Source organism: Archangium gephyra, from assembly GCF_042230915.1.
Taxonomy (GTDB): Bacteria; Myxococcota; Myxococcia; order Myxococcales; family Myxococcaceae; genus Archangium; species Archangium gephyra_B.
The window spans coordinates 2457740-2477182 of record NZ_CP102578.1; the positions used below are offsets into that span (position 1 = coordinate 2457740).

A 19443-nucleotide genomic window follows, 5' to 3' on the forward strand; every position below is an offset into this window, starting at 1 on the left:
ATTCCAGAGCACACCGCGTCATCAAGGCGATAGTCGTGCATTGCTCGGATGGGCACCTTGAATGCCTGTTTTTATCATCCAGGCACTCCCGATTGAAAAGCCTGTTTGCCCGTCTTGCCCTGGACGTCTGTGTTCAGGAATGAGGTGTGTGCTGATGCAGTCGCCTATCCCTACGAGTGGTTGGAGTGGCATCCGCAACCGGATGCTGATGGCCCTGAGCGTGTTGCTGGTCGCGGCCTGCGGCGGCGAGTTGCCGTCGGAGGCGGAGGGCGCCAGGCCGGAGGTGGCGCCTTCCGCGGTGAGCACGCGCGCACAGGGCGTGGGCAGCACCAACAAGGTGCTCATCCTGGCCGACACGGTCACCGGTGGCACCAGCAGCCTCGAGGCCGCGGCCGCCCGGGCCCAGGGCTATACGGTGGAGATCGCCAGCAACGCGGCCTGGGCCGCGAAGAGCTCGGCGGACTTCGCCCAGTACCGCGCCCTGATTCTCGGGGACAACACGTGCAGTGGCGTGGGCCTCATCACCGCCGCCGTGGCCAACCGTAACGTCTGGGGCCCGGTGGTGGACGGCAACGTCATCATCGTGGGGACCGACCCCGTGTTCCACCGGAGCCGGGACGGGGGGCTGCTCACCACCAACTCCGTCAAGTTCGCCGCCGCCCAGGAAGGCAAGACGGGCATGTACGTCAACCTGAGCTGCTACTACGACGGCGCGGCGGCCAAGACGCCGGTGCCCGTGCTGCAGCCCTTCGGTGCCTTCACCGTGACGGGCGTGGGTTGCTACAACGACGCCCACATCGTGGCCAGCCACGCGGCCCTCTCGGGCCTGACGGACAGCGTGCTCTCCAACTGGAGCTGCTCGGTGCACGAGGCCTTCGACACCTACCCCGAGGCCAACTTCACCCCGCTCGCCATCGCGAGGGACCCGGCGTACGGCTCGCGCTTCCCGGGCTCCAAGGACTTCGCGGACGGCTCGCACGGCGTGCCCTATGTCCTGGTGCGCGGTGCCGTGCCCGTGAACTGCGGCGATGGCGTGCAGCAGTTCCCCGAGCAGTGCGACACCGGCGCCAACAACGGCAAGCCGGGCACGCCCTGCTCCTCCACGTGCCGCCTGAACTGGTGCGGTGATGGCGTGGTGGACTCGGGCGAGCAGTGCGACAACGGCGCGGGCAACGGCACCGGCTCCTGCAGCGCCTCGTGCACCACCACCGTCGTCAACCGTCCTCCCGAGGCGAAGTGCAAGGACCTGAGCTTGTCGGCCGGCGCCACCTGCGGCGCCACGGGCTCCGTGGACAATGGCTCGTCCGACCCGGATGGTGACCTGGTGGGCTGCACCCAGTCGGTGACCAGCTTCGGTCTGGGCACCACCGCCGTGACGCTGACCTGCACCGACAAGACGGGCCTGAAGTCCACCTGCTCGGCCACGGTGAGCGTCACCGACACCACGGCGCCGTCGCTCTTCTGCCCGGAGAACATGTTCGCCGAGTGCGTCGAGGGTGGCGCGGACGTGGATCCGGGCGCCGCGTCCGGAACCGACAACTGCGGCGCCGTGACGTATTCGAGCAGCCCGGGAGCCGGCAGCTTCCCGGTGGGCAGCACCCCGGTGACGTACACCGGCCGGGACTCCTCCGGTAACACCGCCGTCTGCACCAGCCGGGTGACGGTGGCCGACACCCAGCCTCCCGAGGTGTCGCTGGTGGGTTATGCCTCGGTGCGGCTCGAGTGCGGCAAGACCTACGTCGAGGCGGGCGCCGCGGCCTTCGACGGCTGCTACGGGGACGTGTCGGCCTCGGTGACCGTGTCCGGCTCCATCAACACCCGCGTGCCGGGGACGTACACCCTCACGTACTCGGCGAAGGATGCCGCCGGCAACGTGGGCACCGCCTTCCGGACGGTCCTCGTCGTCCCGGGCGCCTCCGGCACGTGCGAGGACCGGAGCGGCGGGTGGATCCTCACCGGCAGCATGGCCCTTCCGCGGATGCTCCACACCGCCACCCTGCTGGATGACGGCCGGGTGCTGGTGGCCGGTGGCTTCAACACCACCTCGGAGCTCTACGACCCCGTGGCCAAGACCTGGTCAGCCACGGGCAACACCCTGGGCGCGCACCGCGGTCACACGGCCACGAAGCTGCAGGATGGGCGGGTGCTCATCGCGGGCGGCGGCGTGTGCCCCATCACCAGCGCCACCGCCGAGCTGTACGTGCCGGCCCTGGGCAAGTGGAAGCCCGCGGGCATCCTCAACACCCAGCGCTACCACCACGCCGCGGTGCTGCTGCCCAACGGCAAGGTGCTGGTGGCCGGTGGCCGCACCGGTGAGTTCGACAGTGGCACGCTGGCCTCGGCCGAGCTGTACGACCCGGCCACCAACACCTGGTCCTACACCGGCAGCATGAACACGGCGCGCGCCTTCCACACCATGACCCTGCTGCCTGGCGGCAAGGTGCTGGTGACGGGCGGCAGCGATGCGTCCGACGGCTTCCTCACCTCCGCGGAGCTGTATGACCCGGCCACCGGGACGTGGACGGCCGTGGCGAGCCTGGGCACGGGCCGCTCCTCCCACACGGCGACCCTGCTGCCTGGCGGCAAGGTGCTGGTGGCGGGCGGCGCGGGCCTCGACGTGGCGCTGAGCGCGTCGGCCGAGCTGTATGACCCGGCCACCGACACCTGGTCGGCCACGGGCAGCATGCTCTCGCCGCGCCGGTGGCACACCGCCAACCTGCTCCCGGATGGCCGGGTGCTCGTGGCCGGTGGCTACCACCCCTTCACGGGTATCCAGACGGCCTCGGACCTCTACGACCCGGCCACGGGTAAGTGGAGCAAGACGGCGGCCATGAACGTGGACCGCTACAAGCACACGGCCACCCTGCTCGAGGACGGCACGGTGCTCGCGGTGGGCGGCGTGAGCAACCACGACCAGGCGTCCGCGGAGTACTACGATCTGACGAAGCTGTAGGCCGCGTGCCCCTCGCGGGGCGGGCTTCAGACAGGGGGCGCGAGGCTTCCGGGACACTCCCGGGCCCCGTGCCCCCTGTGTCTTGGTGGGGTCACCCCGGAGCGCGTCGCGTGACGGGGCCGTCCAGCTTCTGGTCCTGCTCCGCCACCCACCGCGCGAACTGCGCGTACACCGAGTGGGACTGCCACCGGGCCCACAGCGCGTCGCGCTCGGCGGGCGGCAGCGCGGAGATGGGGGCCGAGGCGCCCTCCGGAATGAAGATGCTCCACAGCGAGGACCACGCGTCGGCCTGGCGGGTGCTGTCCGCCTCCAAGGCCAGGGAGCCCACGGCCTGCTTGTCGCTGAAGGTATGGGGCGTGCCGTCCGAGTCCACGTAGACGAGCGCGCCGACGAAGCGGCAGTTGCGGGAGGCGTGCGCCCCGGCGAGCCGCAGGAGGCCCGGCACGCCGATGGTCTCCAGCACGTATTTCGTCACCGGGCCCGGGAAGCCGGCCAGCGCGTCCACGCACAACCCGCTGTCCTCCACCACCAGCGGCTCCTCGAAGTACGCGAAGGCCTGCCGTGCCTTGTCCAGGGCGACGGCCTCCAGCGTGCTGCCCTGGGGCTCGATGATGGGGAGCTCCAGGCGTTCGAGCCCGTAGCCCACCGACGCGAGGCACTGCTCCAGCACCTTGGCCTTCCCGCGGTTGGTGCTCACGAACGTGATCTTCTTCACGGACTGCTCTCCTCGTAACGCGTCGGGGCTCGGTGCCATCTGGCCGGAAAGGGGGTCGGCATGCGGGGGGGGGGAGGGTTCAACCCTCTTCGGTCTGCACGAGGCCGTACTTGTGCAGCAATGAGTAGAGGTGCTTGCGGTCCAGCTCGGCCTCGCGCGCGGCGCGGGCGATGTTGCCCTTGGTACGGCTGAGCAGGCGGGTGAGGTATTCGCGTTCGAAGGCGCGCACCAGCTCATCCTTGCAGGCCTTGAAGGGCCCGGAGTAGGCCACCGGCAGCCGCTCGCCCGGGGGGGCCGGGGGCTCGGCGGGCGGCTCGCGCAGCAGGCCTTCCGCCGCCAGCTCGGGACGGTCCGCCATGTGCCGGGCCCGCTCCAGGGCGTTGCGCAGCTCGCGCACGTTGCCCGGCCACGTGTGTCCGAGGAAGGCCTCGCGCACCTGCTCGGGCAGCCGGGCCCAGGGCCCCTGGCCTCCAAACGCATCCACCAGCAGGGGGATGTCCTCCTTGCGGTCCCTCAGCGGCGGCAGCGTCACGGTGAAGACGGACAGCCGGAAGTACAGGTCCTCGCGGAAGCGGCCCGCCTGCGTCTCGGCCCAGAGGTCCTTCTTGCTGGCCACGAGGATGCGCGCGTCGAAGGACACGGGCGCGGAGGCCCCCAGCCGGTGGAACTCCCGGTCCTCGAGGGCGCGCAGCAGCTTGGGCTGCAGCTCCAGCGCGAGGTCGTCGATCTCATCCAGGAAGAGGGTGCCGCCGTGGGCCCGCTCCAGGCAGCCGATGCGCTGGCCCACCGCGCCGGTGAAGGCGCCCTTCTCGTGGCCGAACAGCTCGCTCTCGATGAGGGAGTCGGACACCGAGGCGCAGTCGAACACCACCAGCGGCCCCTGCGCCCGGGGCGACAGCTTGTGCAGCGCCTTGGCCGCGGCGCCCTTGCCGGTGCCCGTCTCGCCCACCAGCAGCACGGTGGAGTCCGTGGGGGCAATGCGCTGCAGGAGCGCGAAAATCTGCCGCATGGGCACGCTGCGGCCCACCAGCTCCCCGAGCCTGTCCTCGTCCGAGGGGGCGATCTCCACCGGGGCCACCTGGGGGTTGAAGCGCAGCCGCACGTCGCCCACCTCGATGAGGACGCCGGGGCGCAGCCAGGCCTCGCGCACCTGGGCGCCGTCGAGGAAGGTGCCGTTGGTGGAGCCCAGGTCCTGCACCAGGAAGCGGTCCCCCTGCCGGCGCACCACCAGGTGGTTGCGGCTGACGGTGGGGTGGTCCAGCACCACGTCGTTGTCCGGCGCCTTGCCGATGCGCAGCACCTCACTACCGAGCGGGTAGCGCGTCCCCGCGCGCTCGGTGTCCAGCAGCACCAGGTGGAAGTGCTGCGCCGCGAGCCTGTCCCCCCGGGCCCGCTCGCCGAGGAGGGTATGCGTGGGAATGGGGGAGGGAGGGGCGGAGGACATGGGCGCGCGGGATTCTAGCGTGATACGAGGGCCGACATGCGCTACCGCCACCTACCTTTGCTGCTGTTGACCTCCTGCGCAACTGTCTCCCCCCGCACCGTCTCGCCCGTGGACCCCTCCTCCGAGGTTGCTTCCTCACCGGGCGTCCCAGCGCGGGTGTGGACTCAGACACGCCCGGTGGTGGTGCGGCACGCGACGGTGATGCCCGCCTCGAGCCCGGCCATCGAGGACGGGGCGGTGGCCTTCGTGGAGGGGAAGCTCGTGGCGGTGGGCCGCAACGCGGAGGTGGCCACCCCGCCGGGCGCCGAGGAGGTGGATGGAACAGGCCTGTATGTGACGCCCGGCATCATCGACGCGCACAGCCACCTGGGGGTGTACGCCTCGCCGGACACCACCTCCACCAGTGACGGCAACGAGGCCACGGCCCCGGTGACGGCCGAGGTGTCCGCCGAGCACTCCTTCTGGCCGCAGGACCCGGGCCTGCGCCGAGCGGCGGCCGGCGGCGTCACCTCGCTGCTGGTGCTGCCGGGCAGCGCCAACCTCATTGGCGGGCGGGCCTTCCCGGTGAAGCTGCACTTCGGGCGCTCGGCGCGGGAGATGCGGTTTCCGGGGGCCAAGGACGGGCTGAAGATGGCGTGCGGGGAGAACCCGAGGCGCGTCTATGGCACGGCGCAGCACCGCGCGCCCTCCACGCGCATGGGCAACGTGGCCGGCTACCGGCAGGCCTTCGCCCGGGCGCGCGAGTACCAGGAGCGCTGGGACGCCTGGGAGAAGAAGCGTGAGAAGAAGCCGGAGGAGGCCGGGCCCGCGCCGCTGCGCGACTTGCAGCTGGAGACGCTGGTGGAGGTGATGCGCGGCAACATCCTCGTGCAGAACCACTGCTACCGGGCGGACGAGATGGCGGTGATGCTCCAGGTGGCCGAGGAGTTCGGCTACGCCATCCGCGCCTTCCACCACGCGCTGGAGGCCTACAAGCTGAGAGACCGGCTGGCGGAGAAGGGCGTGGCGGTGGCCACCTGGGCGGACTGGTGGGGTTTCAAGATGGAGGCCTGGGACGGGATTCCGGAGAACGCGGGCCTGGTGTCGCAGGCGGGCGGGCGCGCCGTCATCCACTCGGACTCGGCGCTGGGGGTTCAGCGGCTCAACCAGGAGGCGGGCAAGGCGCTGTGGAGGGCGCGCGAGTCCGGCATCCCCGTCACCGAGGAGGATGCGCTGCGCTGGGTGACGCTGCACGCCGCCTGGGTGATGGGGGTGGAGGACCGGACGGGCTCGCTGGAGCCGGGGAAGATGGCGGACGTGGTGCTGTGGAAGAACCACCCGCTGTCCGTCTACGCCCGCGCGCAGCGCGTCTGGGCGGATGGCGTCGTCACGTATGACGCGGACAGTGGCGCGGTGGAGGCGAGCGACTTCGAGCTGGGCGAGCGTGCCGGGGCCTCGGCGAAGCTGGTGGCGCGGCCCTCGGAGCTGCCGGTGCTGAAGGACGCGGGGCTCGGCGTGCGCTGCGAGCCGGCGAAGGACGCGGAATGCGCCCGGCCGCTGGAGGTGAAGGACGGCGTGTGCACCGCGTTCCAGGACGTGGCGGTGCTCTCGCAGGGGACGTGGCAGGCGCACGCCTCGGTGCTGGTGGAGAACGGGAAGGTGACGCGGGTGCAGGCGGGGGCCCTGGCAGCGGTGCCCGCGGGGTGCCGCGCGGTGGACGGCAAGGGCCGGGTGCTGACGCCGGGCCTGGTGGATCCGCTCACCAGCCTGGGGGTGGTGGAGGTGGGGATGGAGGAGACGACGGTGGACGACTCGCTGCGGGGCGAGGCGGCCAAGGAGCCCATCCGCGCCGCGCTGCGGGCGGCCGACAGCGTCAACCCCGCGGCGGAGACGTTCCCGGTGGCGAGGCTGGGAGGAGTCACGACGGCGGGCGTGGTGCCGGCGGGCGGGCTGGTGTCCGGGCAGAGCGCATGGGTGGGGACGGACGGCACGGTGCGCCGCGCGCCGCTGGCGTTGCACGTGAATCTGGGAGTCACCGGCCGTGACGCGGTGTCCGGCTCGCGGGCGCTGGTGCTGGAGCGGCTGAGGGAGCTGCTGTCGGACGCGCGCGAGTACAACAAGCGCAAGGGGGACTTCGAGCAGAACCGCATGCGCACGCTGGCGGCGAGCCGGTTGGATCTGGAGTCGCTGCAGCCGGCGCTGACGGGAGCGCTGCCGGTGGTGGTGATGGCCAACCGGGTCTCGGACATCCGGGCGGCGCTGGCTCTCGGGCGCGAGTTCGGGCTGAAGCTGCTGATTGCGGGGGGGCGCGAGGCGTGGATGGTGGCGCCGGAGCTGGCGGCGGCGAAGGTGCCGGTCATCATGCAGCCCACGCAGAACCTGCCCTCGAGCTTCGACGGGTTGAACAGCCGGATGGACGCGGCGGCGCTGCTGAGCGCGGCGGGGGTGAAGGTGCTCATCTCCACGATGGGCGAGCCGCACATGGTGCGCACGCTGGCGCAGGAGGCGGGCAACGCGGTGGCGTGGGGCCTGCCGTACGGCGAGGCGCTGCGGGCCATCACCTCGAATGTGACGGAGGCCTTCGGGCTCGAGGGCGGCCAGGTGGCGCCGGGGCAGGTGGCGGACCTGGTGCTGTGGAATGGCGAGCCGCTGGAGGTGAGCAGCCGTCCGGTGGGCATGTGGCTGGGTGGGAAGCAGGTGCCGCTCACCAGCCGCCAGAATGCGTTGTACGAGAAGTACCGCACGCTGGCGAAGTAGGGCGGACGGCGGGTTCAGCCTCGCTGGTATCTGGCCCAGAGCCTGGGGAACCTTTGTCTGAGGTTCCCCTCGCTCCATCGCTCTCCGGCGGGTTCAACGGGGGCCCGTCCTGCGTATGCGGGGGGCTCCTGCCCCGTCAGCTCCTCGTAGGCCTGGGCCGGTATATATTGAAACTCCTCGAAGAAGACATCCTCGACTCCAGGCGCGTCGGCGGCCTCGACGAGTGATTCCGCATCCGACACCGCGGCCTCGAAGACGCGGCGCCCCATGGAGATCAACCAGCTTCGGAAGTCCGCGAAGCCATCGTCCGAGCAGCCGCCCGCGATGAGGTAGGCAGCGCCCCAGAGGTCCCAGTGAAATGCTGTGGCCATCCGCTCGAGAAGGTGGTTGCGGAAATCGAGGATCTCCTCGGGCGGTAACTGCAACAGGAGGCGCCTGAGCTCCTCGCGCTGCTGCTCCATGTTCCCGTCAATCCGGTCTGGGTCGAACCCGCTCCGGGATGACTCGATGAGCTTCCAGAACCGCTCGACGTTCATGAGGTCTCCAGCCGCCAGCAGCGGGGGCCGCGGTGCTCCCGCCGCTCGTCACGAATCCTCAGCAGGCGAACGGCTCGCTACACAATGACGCAGCAGAGGTTGGCGCCGCAGCAGATCCAGCCGGAGGGGCAATAGATGCCACCGCAGCCGGGGCCGACCTGCTCCGTGGGCGGCTGCGCGGTGGACTCCTCCTCCACCGTACCGCCACACGCCGAGGCCATCAGGGCCACCACCGCGACTGCCATCCAACGCATCTTCATGGGAACTCCCGTGAGTGAGAAGGGGACTACTGGCGCGGGAAGGTAACGGAACCGCCACCCGGAAAAAACAGGACTCTCCGCCTCTTCAAGAACGGCGCCGGCAAGGCCCGCCTGCGCTCCTCGCGCTGCTGCTCCTGGTTCACGGGGCGGGGGCATTCCACTGGTCACCGGTGACCAGTGAAACGGGGTGGGGGCATTCCACTTGTCACCGGTGACAAGTGAAACGGGGCGGGGACACTCCTGCGGGCGGCGCGCCGTACGAGAAATATCGCACCCTGATGAAGTAGGATGGAAGGAACCCCCCCCGCTCCCCTCGAAGCCGTATGGACTCCTCGGCCTCCATCACCATCGACGACTCCCTCTGGCCGCTGCTGCAGGTGAAGTTCCCGAGCGCGTTCACGAACCCGCAGCAGGAGCAGTACCTGAGCCGGCTGCTGACCTATCTGCGCCGGGGGGAGCGGTACGTCGGCGTCATGGACACGCACCTGCTGAAGAACTCGTCCTCCGAGCAGCGTCAGCGGCAGGCGGAGTTCATCAAGGAGCACGAGGCGCTGTTCCGTCAGTACTCGCTCGGGACGGCGGGGATCGTCACCTCGCCCCTCATGGCCCTGGGGGCGAGGATCCTCATCCACCTCAAGCCCATGCCCACGCCGTTCTATGTCGCCTCCTCGCTGCCCGCGGCGATGACGTGGGCCGCGCAACGGCTGGAGTCGGCGGGCCTGCTCGAGCCCGCCGAGCGCGTCCGGCGCCACTTCGGCCTGCTCGCCGAGCGGCGCACCGGCTAGATGGATGATGTTTCTCTCTGAAAGAGAGAAACAAAGCGGGGAGGATTTTTCGGACCCCTCCCTTCATTTCAGAATCCACGGGCGGTATCCAGGGGACCTTCCTGACAAAGGAGTCCTTTCATGGAATCCCTGCCTCGTTGCAGAGCAGTGCTCGTTCTGGCGCTGGCGCTCGTCCTGGCCCAGGGCTGCAGTCCCGTGGAGCAGCCACCGGAAGCCCTCCAGGTGGGGACGAATCAGCAGCGGGTGGTGAATGGCTTCGCGGAGCTGCACCACCACATGTTCGCCGAGCAGGCCTTCGGTGGGGGCTGGTTCCATGGCAGCCACACCGGCTCGCTGACGCGCTGTGATGGGGGTGCTCCGGAGAGTGACCATGCCCGCGTGCGCATGGATCTGAGCGAGATGCTCAACCTGTGCCCCAACTCGGGCAGCGTGGACCTGCGCGGCGTGCCGATCCTCTCCGATCTCTTTGGCCTCGCGGGCGCGGTGGGCTCGGAGTTCATTGGCAAGATGGAGGGGACGCAGGGGGACACGGGCCTGCACCTGGGTCGGCGCGAGGTGCGCACCGAGTGGCCCCGCTGGGACACCATCGCGCACCAGCAGTCCTGGGAGGGCTGGCTGCGGCAGGCGCACCAGGGCGGCATGTCGCTGGTGGTGGTGTCGCTGGTGAGCAACGGCTTCCTGTGCAAGGCGCTGCCGTACCAGAACCTCGAGCGCCCGTGCGACGAGATGGCGGACGTCGAGGTGCAGCTGCAGATGGCCCGCGACTTCGATGCGCGCACGGACTGGGCGGAGATCGCCCTCTCCCCCGCGCATGCCCGGCAGATCATCGAGTCCGGCAGGCTGGCGATGGTGCTCTCCATCGAGACGAGCAAGCTCTTCGGCACCAAGGACTGGCGTAGCGAGCTGGACCGCTTCCACGCGTTGGGGGTGCGCTCCATCCAGCCGGTGCACCAGCTGGACAACCGCTTCGGCGGCGCGGCGCTGCACAACGTCATCTTCCAGGCGGCCCAGTTCATCGAGAACTGCCACATCGACTACGACTGCGGCGTGACGACGGGCTCCTTCACGCTCGGCTTCGACGTGGCGCGGGACGCGGCGGGCAACTGCCGCAACACCAAGGGGCTCACCGCGGAGGGCAAGGCGCTGGTGCAGGCGATGATGGCCAAGGGGATGCTGGTGGACATGGCGCACCTGTCCGAGAAGAGCACCCAGGACGCCTACGCCATCGCCCAGGCGAACAGCTACTACCCGCTCTACATCTCGCACGGCCACTTCCGCGAGGTGATGAACCCGAAGCTGGCGGAGAACGAGAAGACGACGCCGGCGTGGGCGGTGCGCTACCTGCGGCAGACGGGCGGCATGTTCGGCCTGCGCACGGCGCATGACGAGACGCGTGCGTACACGCGCTCGGGCATCGCCAACAACTGCCAGGGCTCGAGCCGCTCGGTGGCGCAGGCGTACGAGTTCGGCCGCCAGGGGCTGAAGGTGCCCATGGCCTTTGGCGCGGACTTCAACGGCTTCATCCAGCAGACGCGGCCGCGCTTCGGGCCGCACGGGGCGTGCTCGGCGGGCTTCCAGGCCGAGGCGGATGATCAGGCGCACCAGCAGGACGTGTACGGACCGGCGCGGTTGGGCACGGACTTCGACGAGTACGGCCTGGCGCACGTGGGCCTGCTGCCGGACCTGCTGAAGGACCTGGGGCGGCTGGGGGCGAACACGGCGGGGCTCTCGGGCTCGTCGGAGACGTTCCTGCGCATGTGGGAGCGGGCGAACGGGCCGCGCGTGGGCATGGCGGACCCCGCCTCGGACATCGACACGAGCGGCATCGCGGCCTACGAGGACAAGTCCGTGCGCGAGGCGCGCTACCCCACGGTGTGCGGGGCGGCGTATGCGCCGGACTCGAAGACGCTGAACCAGGGCTGCCGCTTCGACGCGGAGTGCATCAGCGACCAGTGCACCTCGGTGCTGTGCTCGACGTTCGATGGGCGGTGCGTGTGTAACGACGATGGGGACTGCGGCGCCTCGAGCTACTGCCAGGACGAGATTCCGGCCAACCCGGGTGACAACGACTGCGTGGCGAAGAAGGGTAACTGGGCCTCGTGCAGCCGGGATGGGCAGTGCCAGTCCGGGGCGTGCGGTGGCTGCGCGGACGCGGTGGGCTGGTGCTACACGCCGCGCTCCAAGACGTATGGGCAGAGCTGCAAGGCGGACACGGAGTGCACGACGGATCGGTGCAGCGCGGACTGCTACATCAATCCGACGGGCTCGTGCCTGTGCGACAGCGATTCCCACTGCGCGAGCACCCAGTACTGCGGCTGGGGGACGAACTCGGGCAAGTGCCAGAACAAGAAGTCGCGAGGGGCGGTGTGCTCGAGCGACCGGGAGTGCCTCTCCAACAACTGCCGCTGGTCGTTCACCTGCGCGTAAGCACCCCTCTCCCTTCGGGAGAGGGACGGGGTGAGGGGGCCGGAGCCCCCGGGTTCCCCTCCGTGAGGACGGAGGGGAACCGTGCACCAACTCCCATCCAACTCCAGGAGGAACTCAGTTCCCGGAGTAGATGCCGATGGCGCCGGGGATGTGGTTCTCGTCGCTGCCCTTGAAGCCGACGAGGATGCGGCGCCCGGCACCGCGGTCCACCTGGATATCGGAGACGGTGCTCATGCACAGCTGGCGTCCGAAGTTGGAGCAGCCGTAGGTGAGCACGCGGCCGTCCTTGACGCGGTAGACGGAGCCGAGCCAGCGGGCGCCGGTCCACACGCTGCCGTCGGTGGGGTCCACGGCGACGGTGGAGAGGTGGGGCACGCCGACGTCGAGGTAGCGGACGTCGCCGCCTTCCGCGTTCATCCGGGCCAGGCCGCGGGTGAAGGAGCTCACCCAGACGGTGTCATCGCCGGCGACGGCCATGCCGGACACGTGGTCGTCCACGCGGTCGGCGGGCCGGGACATGTTGGGCTCGCTGACCTTGTCCGGCCAGAGGTCGAAGCGGTTCCAGGCGTAGTCCCGGTCCTCGCTCATGCTCTGGGCGCGCCAGTAGTTGTTGCTGTTGGAGCCGTAGCGGAAGCGGGTGGAGCGGTTGGAGCCGCCGAAGAAGACATCTCCGCTGGGGTGGACGGCCACGCCGTAGTAGGCGTCGGTGAGGAGGACGACGTTGCCCTGCTCGTTCAAGGCGTTGATGTGCGGGTGCACGTGCTCCATGACGCCCGAGCAGGAGAGCTGGCCGTTGCAGGTGTTGTTGCCGGTGTAGCGGGCGTCGCCGCGGGAGAAGCCGTGGTTGCCGCCGAACCAGACGCTGTTGGTGTTCTTGTCGTAGGCGATGCGGAGGATGTTGCAGATCTTCTCGCGGCCGCGCATCTCGTCGCGCACGACGCCGGGGCCGGAGAAGATGTCGTAGTGGACGACCTCGAGGGTGCCGTCCGCGCGCAGCGTCACCTTGTCCGCGTCACCGCTCTTGTAGCGGGAGGGATCCGGGTTGGGGCCGTCCCAGTTACTCTCGCAGTGGTCCGAGCCCTTGCCGGGCCTGCCCTCGTAGCCGACGAAGACGGTGCCCGCGGGGCCACCGGCGACGGAGATGACCTTCAGGTACTTCTCGCCCGGGGGCACGCTGCCGTCCGGCATGAAGCCGTAGGGGCGCAGCCCGTCCGCCAGGGTGTAGCGCTGGAGGGTGTCGGCGCCGGGGCGGAGGAGGAAGAGGCCGTCCTCGCCGCCGGCCACCCAGACGTTGCCGCCCTCGTCCGAGGTGATGCCGTAGACGCGCCGGGGTCCGCCGTGCTGGGTGCCGTAGAAGCGCCAGCCCGGGGGAGAGGCGAACTGGATGTCCGCCTCGGGAGCAGGCGCCGGAGGAGTAGGCGGCGGCGGAGCCGGAGTGCCCGCGTCGGGAGCCGGAGTGCCCGCATCGGGCGTCTTCGTGCCCGCGTCGGGAGCCGGGGTGCCCGAGTCGGGACGCCCGCCACCGCCCGTGCCCGCGTCGGGCGTCTGCGGCGAGCCGCCCGCGTCGTCCCGGGGCGAGTCCAGCCCGGGGTTGTTCCGCTCGGACTCGTCATGTCCTGCCTGCTGCTTGCAGCCCGCCCACACCGCGCTCGTCATGACGAGCGCCGCCGCCCACCGCCATCCACCCTTCATGTCGCTGCCCACCCGTTCTGTGGAAACCGGGTACCCACACGGCACCCCCGTCCCCCAGCATCGCAAGCCGGGTGCCAGCCCGGTCCGTCTCGGGGACGGGGCCATGCGTCGGCTCCCGGACAGCCCCTGGGTACGCCGGTGCCCAGGAATGGCAGGGTGCTGACCCCTTTACGCCTCCAACCGTGCTAGTGCGGAAGGCGATGGCAGGAAACGACACGCGCGGCCGTACGCCGCTCTCCCTCGTCGGGCAGGAACCCGACATTGCCTTCTACACCCGCCAGGCGGCCGAGCATGGAGGCCCGGTGCTGGTGCTGGGCGCGGCCAACGGGCGGGTGGCCTGGGCGCTGGCCGGGGCGGGCCTGTCCGTGCTCGGCGTGGACCCTTCCGAGCGGATGGTGCAGGCCGCCGAGGAGCTTCGGAGCTCGGAGGCCCCCGAGGTGGGCGGCCGGGTGCGCTTCCTCCACGCCGACCCGCGCTCGCTGCGCCTGGCCGAGCGCTTCCCCGTGGTGCTCGCTCCCCAACATGCGATGGGGATGATGGGCTCGCAGGAGGACCTGGAGGCCTTCCTGTCCACGGTGCGCCACCACCTGCAGCCCGGGGGCAGCTTCGTCTACGACGTGCTCAACCCGTCGCCCGAGCCTGCTTCCACGCGCGAGGATGAGGAGCCCGGCTCCGCGGTGGAGCCGCGCCGGCCGGTGTTCGCCTTCCACCTGCGCGAGCGGCGGCAACCCGGGGCGCCGCTCGGCATCCGCCGCCTGCGGCTGAGGCCCTTCACCGCCGAGGAGCTGGACGCGGCGATGAAGGCCTGCGGGCTCACGCCTCGCGAGCGCTTCGGGCGTTTCGACGGCAAGCCGTTCGACCCCGAGGACACGCGCCACATTGGCGTGGTGGAGGGGTGACGGGGGCGGGGTGAAGCTCAGAACCTGAAGGTGGCGCCGCCGAGGAGGGCCGGGGTGGACAGGGTCCGGTCGCGCGCGGGCTCGCGGAAGGCGTCGAGCTGGCCGCGGACGAAGAGGCGGGAGAAGCGCGTCACGTCCACCTGGGCCTCGGCGTAGGCCCCGAGGTCCGAAGGGGCGGAGAAGCCATCTCCGCCGCGGTCCCACCCCAGGCCGAGCCCCGCGCTCCCGCCCAGGACGAGCCCGAGCCGGAGCTGTGTGCCGAGCAGCAGCTCCGCGCCGGTCTCCACCGCCAGGGTGGCGGCATGCACGCCCCGGAAGGCCTCCCCATCGGACGGGTGGAGCGCCGACTTGTAGCCGGCCGCGTCCAGCGCCAGCGACGCGAACACGCCCACCCGTTGCCGCTCGCCGAAACGCCTACCCAGCCGTCCGCGGACTCCGGCGAGGGAGGCCTCGACGCCGAGGCTCCGGTCGAGCGCGAGGAAGCGCGTGAGGCGCGCGGGGAGCAGGACCACGCCGACGGCCAGCTCCTCTCCGGTGGCGGCGTTGTTCAGCTCGAAGCGCCGTTGGACTGGGGTGAAGCGCAGGTCCGCATACGGCAGCGTGACACCCGCCGGGCCGGAGCCCAGCGCGAGGTGTCCGTCGAGCGAGGCCCAGAGCAGGTACTCCGGGGTCCGCACGGCATCCCACGTGTCTTCCGGCCCCACGGTCTCGTGGAGCAGGAAGCGCAGCCGGAGCAGGGCGTTCCACCCGGTGCCGCCATTCTGGAAGCCACCTCCGCCGGCCTCGAGCCGCGGCCGGAAGAGGGCCTCGTCGAAGCGCGGGGTCTCGTACCGGGGCGCTGGAGCGGAGGGCTCACCCGGCCCGGGTCCAGCGCTCCCGCTCGTGCCCGCCGCGAGCTGCGTGAAGTCCGGCGGGCTCCGGCCACAGGCCGCCCAGATGGAGTAATCCTCCCGGCGAGGCACCTCTCCCCGGTCGATCAACTCCCGGACGTAGCGGGTGTTGAAGCCGTCGACGCTCCGCGGGTAGCGCGCGGCGGCGCGGTAGTGCTCCACGAAGGTGTCGCTGTCGAGCCGGGGGCAGTAATCCCGCTGAAGGTTGGCGCGGACCTCGCTCCAGCGCTTCGGGGTGAAGGCCGAGTTGTTGAAGGTCTCGTCGAGCTGGGGGGAGACGTACTCGCGCCAGTCGAAGGGCCGAGTCAGTTGCCAGCCCTCGGCGGTCTTGAGCAACCGGGGGTCCTCCTCCTGGCACAGGCTCCGGTAGAAGAGGAACCCCTGGTAGTTGGCCTCGAGATCGCTGAACGAGAAGACGCCCGTGGTCACGAGGCCGAGGGTGCCGCCCTCCGTCCCCACGCCGTAGCGGATGATCCGCTCGAGCGCCTCGCGTTCGGGGACGCCCTCGGCCATCAGCTCGCGGAAGCGCTGGTGGTACTTCCATCCGGACTGGAAGAAGTGGGAGAGCTTGTCGGCGCCCATGTGGACACCGGCGACGGTGAAGGTCGCCTTGACGCCGAAGGAGAGGCCCCAGTCCCAGAGGCGCTCGTTGCGGTAGATGGAGAAGTGCTTCCGGAAGCGCGCATGGTCCTTCTTGGACGGCACGCGGTCGATGCGAGGGGAGTTCTCCGCCCAGAGCTCGATTTTGTGGAGCCCCGAGATGCGGAAGCGCTGGTAGATGCGGTGGGCGACGTCCTGGCAGGAGTACTGCTCTCCGCTCGCGCGCCGGTTGACGAGGTCCAGGGCCCCGAGGATGTCCCGGTTGATCTTCTCGTTGAGGACGGCCAGGGAGTCGCGAGGCGGCTTGTCGATGGCGAAGTACTGGTCCGTCTCGGTCGCCTGGGCGCTCCCCGTGACAGCGGCCCAGAGGGCCAGGGCCACCCACCAGGTCCTGAGGGCGCGTCGGCGAGGCATCGGCTCCTCAGCGCTCGAAGCGGTAGCCGAGCCCGCGCACGGTGAGGAAGTGACGGGGCTGCTCGGGATCCGGCTCGAGCTTGAGCCGGAGCTGGCGCATGAAGTTGTCCACGGTGCGGGCGCTGCCCTCGTAGCCGTAGCCCCAGGCGGCGCTGAGCAGCTCCTCGCGGCTGAAGGTGCGTCCCGGGTGCGCGAGGAAGTGGGCCAGCAGCTTGAACTCCTGGGCGGTGAGCTCCACGAGCTGCCCGCCGCGGGTGACGCTCTTGGCGCTCAGGTCCATCTGGACGTCGCCGAAGCCCACCGTGGGCGGCTGGCCCTGGACGGGGTAGCGGCGGCGCAGCACGGCCTTGATGCGGGCCAGCAGCTCCTGGAGCCCGAAGGGCTTCACCACGTAGTCGTCCGCGCCCAGGTTGAGGCCGAGGATCTTGTCCATCTCCGCGCCCTTGGCGCTGAGCACCACGACGGGGAGATCCCGCCCGCGCTGGCGCAGCTCCTTGAGCACCTCGAAGCCGTTGAGCTCGGGCAGCATGACGTCCAGCACGAGCAGGTCCGGGGACTCGTCGAGCGCGCGGGCCAGTCCCTGGCGGCCGTCCTGGGCCTGGAGGACCTCGTAGCCCTCGAAGTTGAGGTTCATGGACAGGCCGGTGAGGATGGCCAGGTCGTCCTCCACCACCAGGATGCGTGTTGGCTTGTCGCTCATGCCGTTCCCACGGGGAGCTGGATGGTGAAGCGGCTGCCCTTGCCCAGCTCGCTCTTCAGGGTGATGCGCCCGCCGTGAGCCTCCACGATGTGCTTGGCGATGGCCAGCCCCAACCCGCTGCCCTCCGTCTTGCGGGTGAGCAGATTGTCCACCCGGTAGAAGCGCTCGAAGATGCGGCGGCGGTCGCGCGGCGCGATGCCCACCCCGTGGTCCTCCACGGTGAGGTCCACCCATTTCCTGTCGGCGCGGACGGTGAGGGTGATGCGCTTGTCGTCCTTGCTGTACTTGTAGGCATTGTGCAGCAGGTTGAGCAGGGCGCCGGCGATGGCCTCCTTGTCCACCTGGACCGAGGGGAGCTGGTCGGGCAGGTCCACGGAGAGGCGCAGCTCGCCGTCCAGGCGCTGGGCGCGGAAGGCCGTCACGGCGGCGTCGACCAAGGCGGGCACGGGCAGGAGCTCCCGGTGGTACACCTTGCGGCCGCTCTCGATGCGGGCCCAGTCCAGCACCCGGTCCACGAGGGTGCTCAGCCGCTCCGTCTCCTGGGTGAGCATCTGCAGCACCTGCTGCGTCTGCGCGGGGTCCTTCACGCGGCCGAGCGCGAGCGTCTCGATGAACATGCGGATGGAGGTGATGGGGGTGCGCAGCTCATGGCTCACCAGGGAGACGAAGTCCGTCTTCATGCGTGAGAGCCGGGCCTCGCGGTAGAGGACGCGGCCGGTGTAGACGACGCCGAAGGTGAGGGTGACGTAGAAGAGGCCGAGCAGCACCACGTACACGACGCGGTTGCGGGTGGAGGCGCGGGCGACGGGGTCCTCGCCGGTGGGCACCACGGCGAGCCGGAAGTCCTGGAGCGGGGGAGGCAGCACCTGCTCGGCGAGCACCTGGGGCCCGAGCGCGTTGGCGCGGGCCTGGGCCACTTCCAGGGCGAGCTTGCCCATGAGGCCCTCGCCGGTGGCCTCCTGGCGGGCGAGGAGGACGAAGCGCACGGGCTCGCTGGAGGTCACCTGGCCATCGGTGCGCTCGGCGAGCAGGGCCTCCAGGGCCTCGGGAGAGAGGCGGACGCCGTGCACCACCTCACCCTGGCGCTCGGCGGCGATGAGGGCGGCGCGCCCGCCCACCATGAGGGAGAAGTGCGAGGTGCCCGCGGGGAAGTCGGTGGCGGAGGACTGCACGGCCTGCAGGGCGGCGGCGAGCTCCGGGTCAGGGGAGCTGACCTGTTTGCCCTCCACCCGGAAGGAGGCGGGGGTGGACAGGAGGCGTCCGTCGGAGGCCACCACGCGGGGCTGGCCGTCCACGAGCGCGAAGCGCGAGGCGCGCAGTTGGGCGGGGAGGCCCTCGGTGAGCGTCTCGAGCGTGCCCTGCCAGGCGGCCACCAGGCGTTTCTCCACGGCGGCGCGCTCGTTGATGATGGCCACCACTCCGAAGCCGGAGAGCCCGGCCGAGGGCAGCACCACCAGGACGATGAGCAGCGCGAAGGTGCGCCGGAAGCTGAGGATGACGGAGGGCTGGGGGCTTGGCACGGCCCGTCTCCTTTACCTCCACGGGGCGCCGGGTGCTCGACTTCCGTTGGAGCCCGGTGTCGCGCCGGGCCCCGGGGGCCGCCAGGAGAGGGGGGAGGGGAGCGTCAGGGGAGGCCGGCGTCAGGAGCCGGGCCAGCGTCCGGCGTGGAGCCGCCGATGGCCGCGGGCGTGCCCGCCTGCATGAGGCGCTCGTGGGTGATGCCGAAGAGGGTGGTGCGGGCGAGCTCGAGCGCGCGGTCCTTGTCCTTGCCCAGCCAGGTGACGACGATGCCGCAGGGGGTGTCATCGTCCCAGGTGACGACCTGGAGCATGCCGGGGACGGGCTCGCGGCGGGCGGCGGCCTTGCCGAGCGCGGGCACCTCCACGCCCCCGGCGCGCAGGGTGGGGGCGAGCAGGTCGCGCACGTCCTGCCCATCGGGCAGCCTGTGGCAGTCGTAGGCGATGGAGACGGTGACGTCCTTCTGCTCGGCCGAGCGGAAGGTGCAGAGCGGCCCGCAGGTGGGGCACGTGCGCTCCTCCTTCACGCTGAAGCCGGGCAGGGCGTCGCGAATCTCCGGGGTGACGAGTCCCTCGCAGGTGAGGGCACTCGAGGCGGGCAGCACGCCCGCGTCCGGCGCGCCCGCGTCCCGCGAGCGGCAGGCCCCGAGTGCCAGTGCCAGCACCACTCCCGCGCCCCTTCCGACCCTCATCCCTGGCTCCCTCTGTGTGCGCATACCCGTGAGGCGGCGGATGGTAGACCGGCCTGCCCCCCGCGTGGCCACGAGGAAGTGCTGGCCTGCCTGCTGCCCGACGCTGCTCTGCCCGCCTGGTGGGAAACCTCGTTCCCGGATGGGGTGTGGTCTAAGCTGCGCCACCCCTCGTTCCTCGGGAGA

At 70.7% G+C, this 19443-nt stretch carries 14 protein-coding genes; 5 read left to right on the top strand and 9 right to left on the bottom strand.

All coding sequences use genetic code 11. The features are described from left to right. Nucleotides 1-154: 154 nt before the first annotated feature. Nucleotides 155-2953 (top strand): kelch repeat-containing protein, encoded by a 2799-nt coding sequence (locus NR798_RS09790; protein ID WP_375771180.1) that lies wholly within the window; start codon nucleotides 155-157, stop codon nucleotides 2951-2953. Nucleotides 2954-3044: 91 nt separating this feature from the next. Here NR798_RS09790 and NR798_RS09795 read toward each other — a convergent pair whose 3' ends face one another. Together NR798_RS09795 and NR798_RS09800 are read right to left on the bottom strand one after the other, a co-directional pair. After that, nucleotides 3045-3668, bottom strand: coding sequence for a non-canonical purine NTP pyrophosphatase (locus NR798_RS09795; RefSeq protein ID WP_375771181.1), 624 nt, complete (start codon nucleotides 3666-3668; stop codon nucleotides 3045-3047). 79 nt (nucleotides 3669-3747) lie between these two features. After that, complete coding sequence (locus tag NR798_RS09800; protein WP_375771182.1) at nucleotides 3748-5112, bottom strand: sigma 54-interacting transcriptional regulator; 1365 nt, start codon at nucleotides 5110-5112, stop codon at nucleotides 3748-3750. A 156-nt stretch (nucleotides 5113-5268) separates the two neighbouring features. Between NR798_RS09800 and NR798_RS09805 the strand changes: the two genes are divergently transcribed. Continuing rightward, nucleotides 5269-7848, top strand: coding sequence for an amidohydrolase family protein (locus NR798_RS09805; RefSeq protein WP_375771183.1), 2580 nt, complete (start codon nucleotides 5269-5271; stop codon nucleotides 7846-7848). A gap of 14 nt (nucleotides 7849-7862) precedes the next feature. Here the strand turns inward: NR798_RS09805 and NR798_RS09810 are convergent, their stop codons facing one another. Both NR798_RS09810 and NR798_RS09815 read right to left on the bottom strand, forming a co-directional pair. Then, entirely contained in the window at nucleotides 7863-8384 is a 522-nt protein-coding gene (locus tag NR798_RS09810; RefSeq protein WP_375771184.1) for a DUF4240 domain-containing protein, read from the bottom strand. A gap of 77 nt (nucleotides 8385-8461) precedes the next feature. Beyond that, complete coding sequence (locus NR798_RS09815) at nucleotides 8462-8644, bottom strand: hypothetical protein (RefSeq protein WP_375771185.1); 183 nt, start codon at nucleotides 8642-8644, stop codon at nucleotides 8462-8464. 323 nt (nucleotides 8645-8967) lie between these two features. Between NR798_RS09815 and NR798_RS09820 the strand changes: the two genes are divergently transcribed. Both NR798_RS09820 and NR798_RS09825 read left to right on the top strand, forming a co-directional pair. Beyond that, nucleotides 8968-9429, top strand: a complete 462-nt coding sequence (locus NR798_RS09820; protein WP_375771186.1) for a hypothetical protein — start codon at nucleotides 8968-8970, stop codon at nucleotides 9427-9429. A 120-nt stretch (nucleotides 9430-9549) separates the two neighbouring features. Beyond that, nucleotides 9550-11856 (top strand): membrane dipeptidase, encoded by a 2307-nt coding sequence (locus NR798_RS09825; RefSeq protein WP_375771187.1) that lies wholly within the window; start codon nucleotides 9550-9552, stop codon nucleotides 11854-11856. Nucleotides 11857-11970: 114 nt separating this feature from the next. On the opposite strand, the gene NR798_RS09830 is transcribed toward NR798_RS09825, so the two are convergent. Beyond that, nucleotides 11971-13548, bottom strand: a complete 1578-nt coding sequence (locus tag NR798_RS09830; protein WP_375771188.1) for a hypothetical protein — start codon at nucleotides 13546-13548, stop codon at nucleotides 11971-11973. Nucleotides 13549-13748: 200 nt separating this feature from the next. Here NR798_RS09830 and NR798_RS09835 point away from each other — a divergent pair, with 200 nt between their 5' ends. Further along, the gene (locus tag NR798_RS09835; protein ID WP_375771189.1) at nucleotides 13749-14447 is read left to right on the top strand and encodes a class I SAM-dependent methyltransferase; all 699 of its coding nucleotides are present in this window, start codon (nucleotides 13749-13751) and stop codon (nucleotides 14445-14447) included. Nucleotides 14448-14464: 17 nt separating this feature from the next. Here NR798_RS09835 and NR798_RS09840 read toward each other — a convergent pair whose 3' ends face one another. From NR798_RS09840 to NR798_RS09855, 4 genes are all read right to left on the bottom strand, one after another. Next, nucleotides 14465-16351: a hypothetical protein gene (locus NR798_RS09840; RefSeq protein WP_375771190.1), complete on the bottom strand. Its 1887-nt coding sequence runs from the start codon at nucleotides 16349-16351 to the stop codon at nucleotides 14465-14467. Between the two features lie 7 nt (nucleotides 16352-16358). Continuing rightward, nucleotides 16359-17051, bottom strand: a complete 693-nt coding sequence (locus NR798_RS09845; protein ID WP_375771191.1) for a response regulator transcription factor — start codon at nucleotides 17049-17051, stop codon at nucleotides 16359-16361. Then, complete coding sequence (locus NR798_RS09850) at nucleotides 17048-18571, bottom strand: sensor histidine kinase (protein ID WP_375771192.1); 1524 nt, start codon at nucleotides 18569-18571, stop codon at nucleotides 17048-17050. Before NR798_RS09850 ends, NR798_RS09845 begins: the two co-directional genes overlap by 4 nt. Before the next feature lie 104 nt (nucleotides 18572-18675). Next, nucleotides 18676-19260 carry a hypothetical protein gene (locus NR798_RS09855; RefSeq protein WP_375771193.1) on the bottom strand — a complete coding sequence of 195 codons (585 nt, stop codon included), beginning with the start codon at nucleotides 19258-19260 and terminating at the stop codon, nucleotides 18676-18678. Nucleotides 19261-19443 lie beyond the last annotated feature (183 nt).

Excerpts from the sequence above, each read along its gene's own strand:
- NR798_RS09825 (WP_375771187.1), top strand. The coding sequence starts at position 9,550 with ATGGAATCCCTGCCTCGTTGCAGAGCAGTGCTCGTTCTGGCGCTGGCG.
- NR798_RS09840 (WP_375771190.1), bottom strand. The coding sequence starts at position 16,351 with ATGCCTCGCCGACGCGCCCTCAGGACCTGGTGGGTGGCCCTGGCCCTC.
- NR798_RS09815 (WP_375771185.1), bottom strand. The coding sequence starts at position 8,644 with ATGAAGATGCGTTGGATGGCAGTCGCGGTGGTGGCCCTGATGGCCTCG.
- NR798_RS09830 (WP_375771188.1), bottom strand. The coding sequence starts at position 13,548 with ATGAAGGGTGGATGGCGGTGGGCGGCGGCGCTCGTCATGACGAGCGCG.
- NR798_RS09790 (WP_375771180.1), top strand. The coding sequence starts at position 155 with ATGCAGTCGCCTATCCCTACGAGTGGTTGGAGTGGCATCCGCAACCGG.
- NR798_RS09845 (WP_375771191.1), bottom strand. The coding sequence starts at position 17,051 with ATGAGCGACAAGCCAACACGCATCCTGGTGGTGGAGGACGACCTGGCC.
- NR798_RS09800 (WP_375771182.1), bottom strand. The coding sequence starts at position 5,112 with ATGTCCTCCGCCCCTCCCTCCCCCATTCCCACGCATACCCTCCTCGGC.
- NR798_RS09810 (WP_375771184.1), bottom strand. The coding sequence starts at position 8,384 with ATGAACGTCGAGCGGTTCTGGAAGCTCATCGAGTCATCCCGGAGCGGG.
- NR798_RS09855 (WP_375771193.1), bottom strand. The coding sequence starts at position 19,260 with ATGAGGGTCGGAAGGGGCGCGGGAGTGGTGCTGGCACTGGCACTCGGG.
- NR798_RS09820 (WP_375771186.1), top strand. The coding sequence starts at position 8,968 with ATGGACTCCTCGGCCTCCATCACCATCGACGACTCCCTCTGGCCGCTG.
- NR798_RS09835 (WP_375771189.1), top strand. The coding sequence starts at position 13,749 with ATGGCAGGAAACGACACGCGCGGCCGTACGCCGCTCTCCCTCGTCGGG.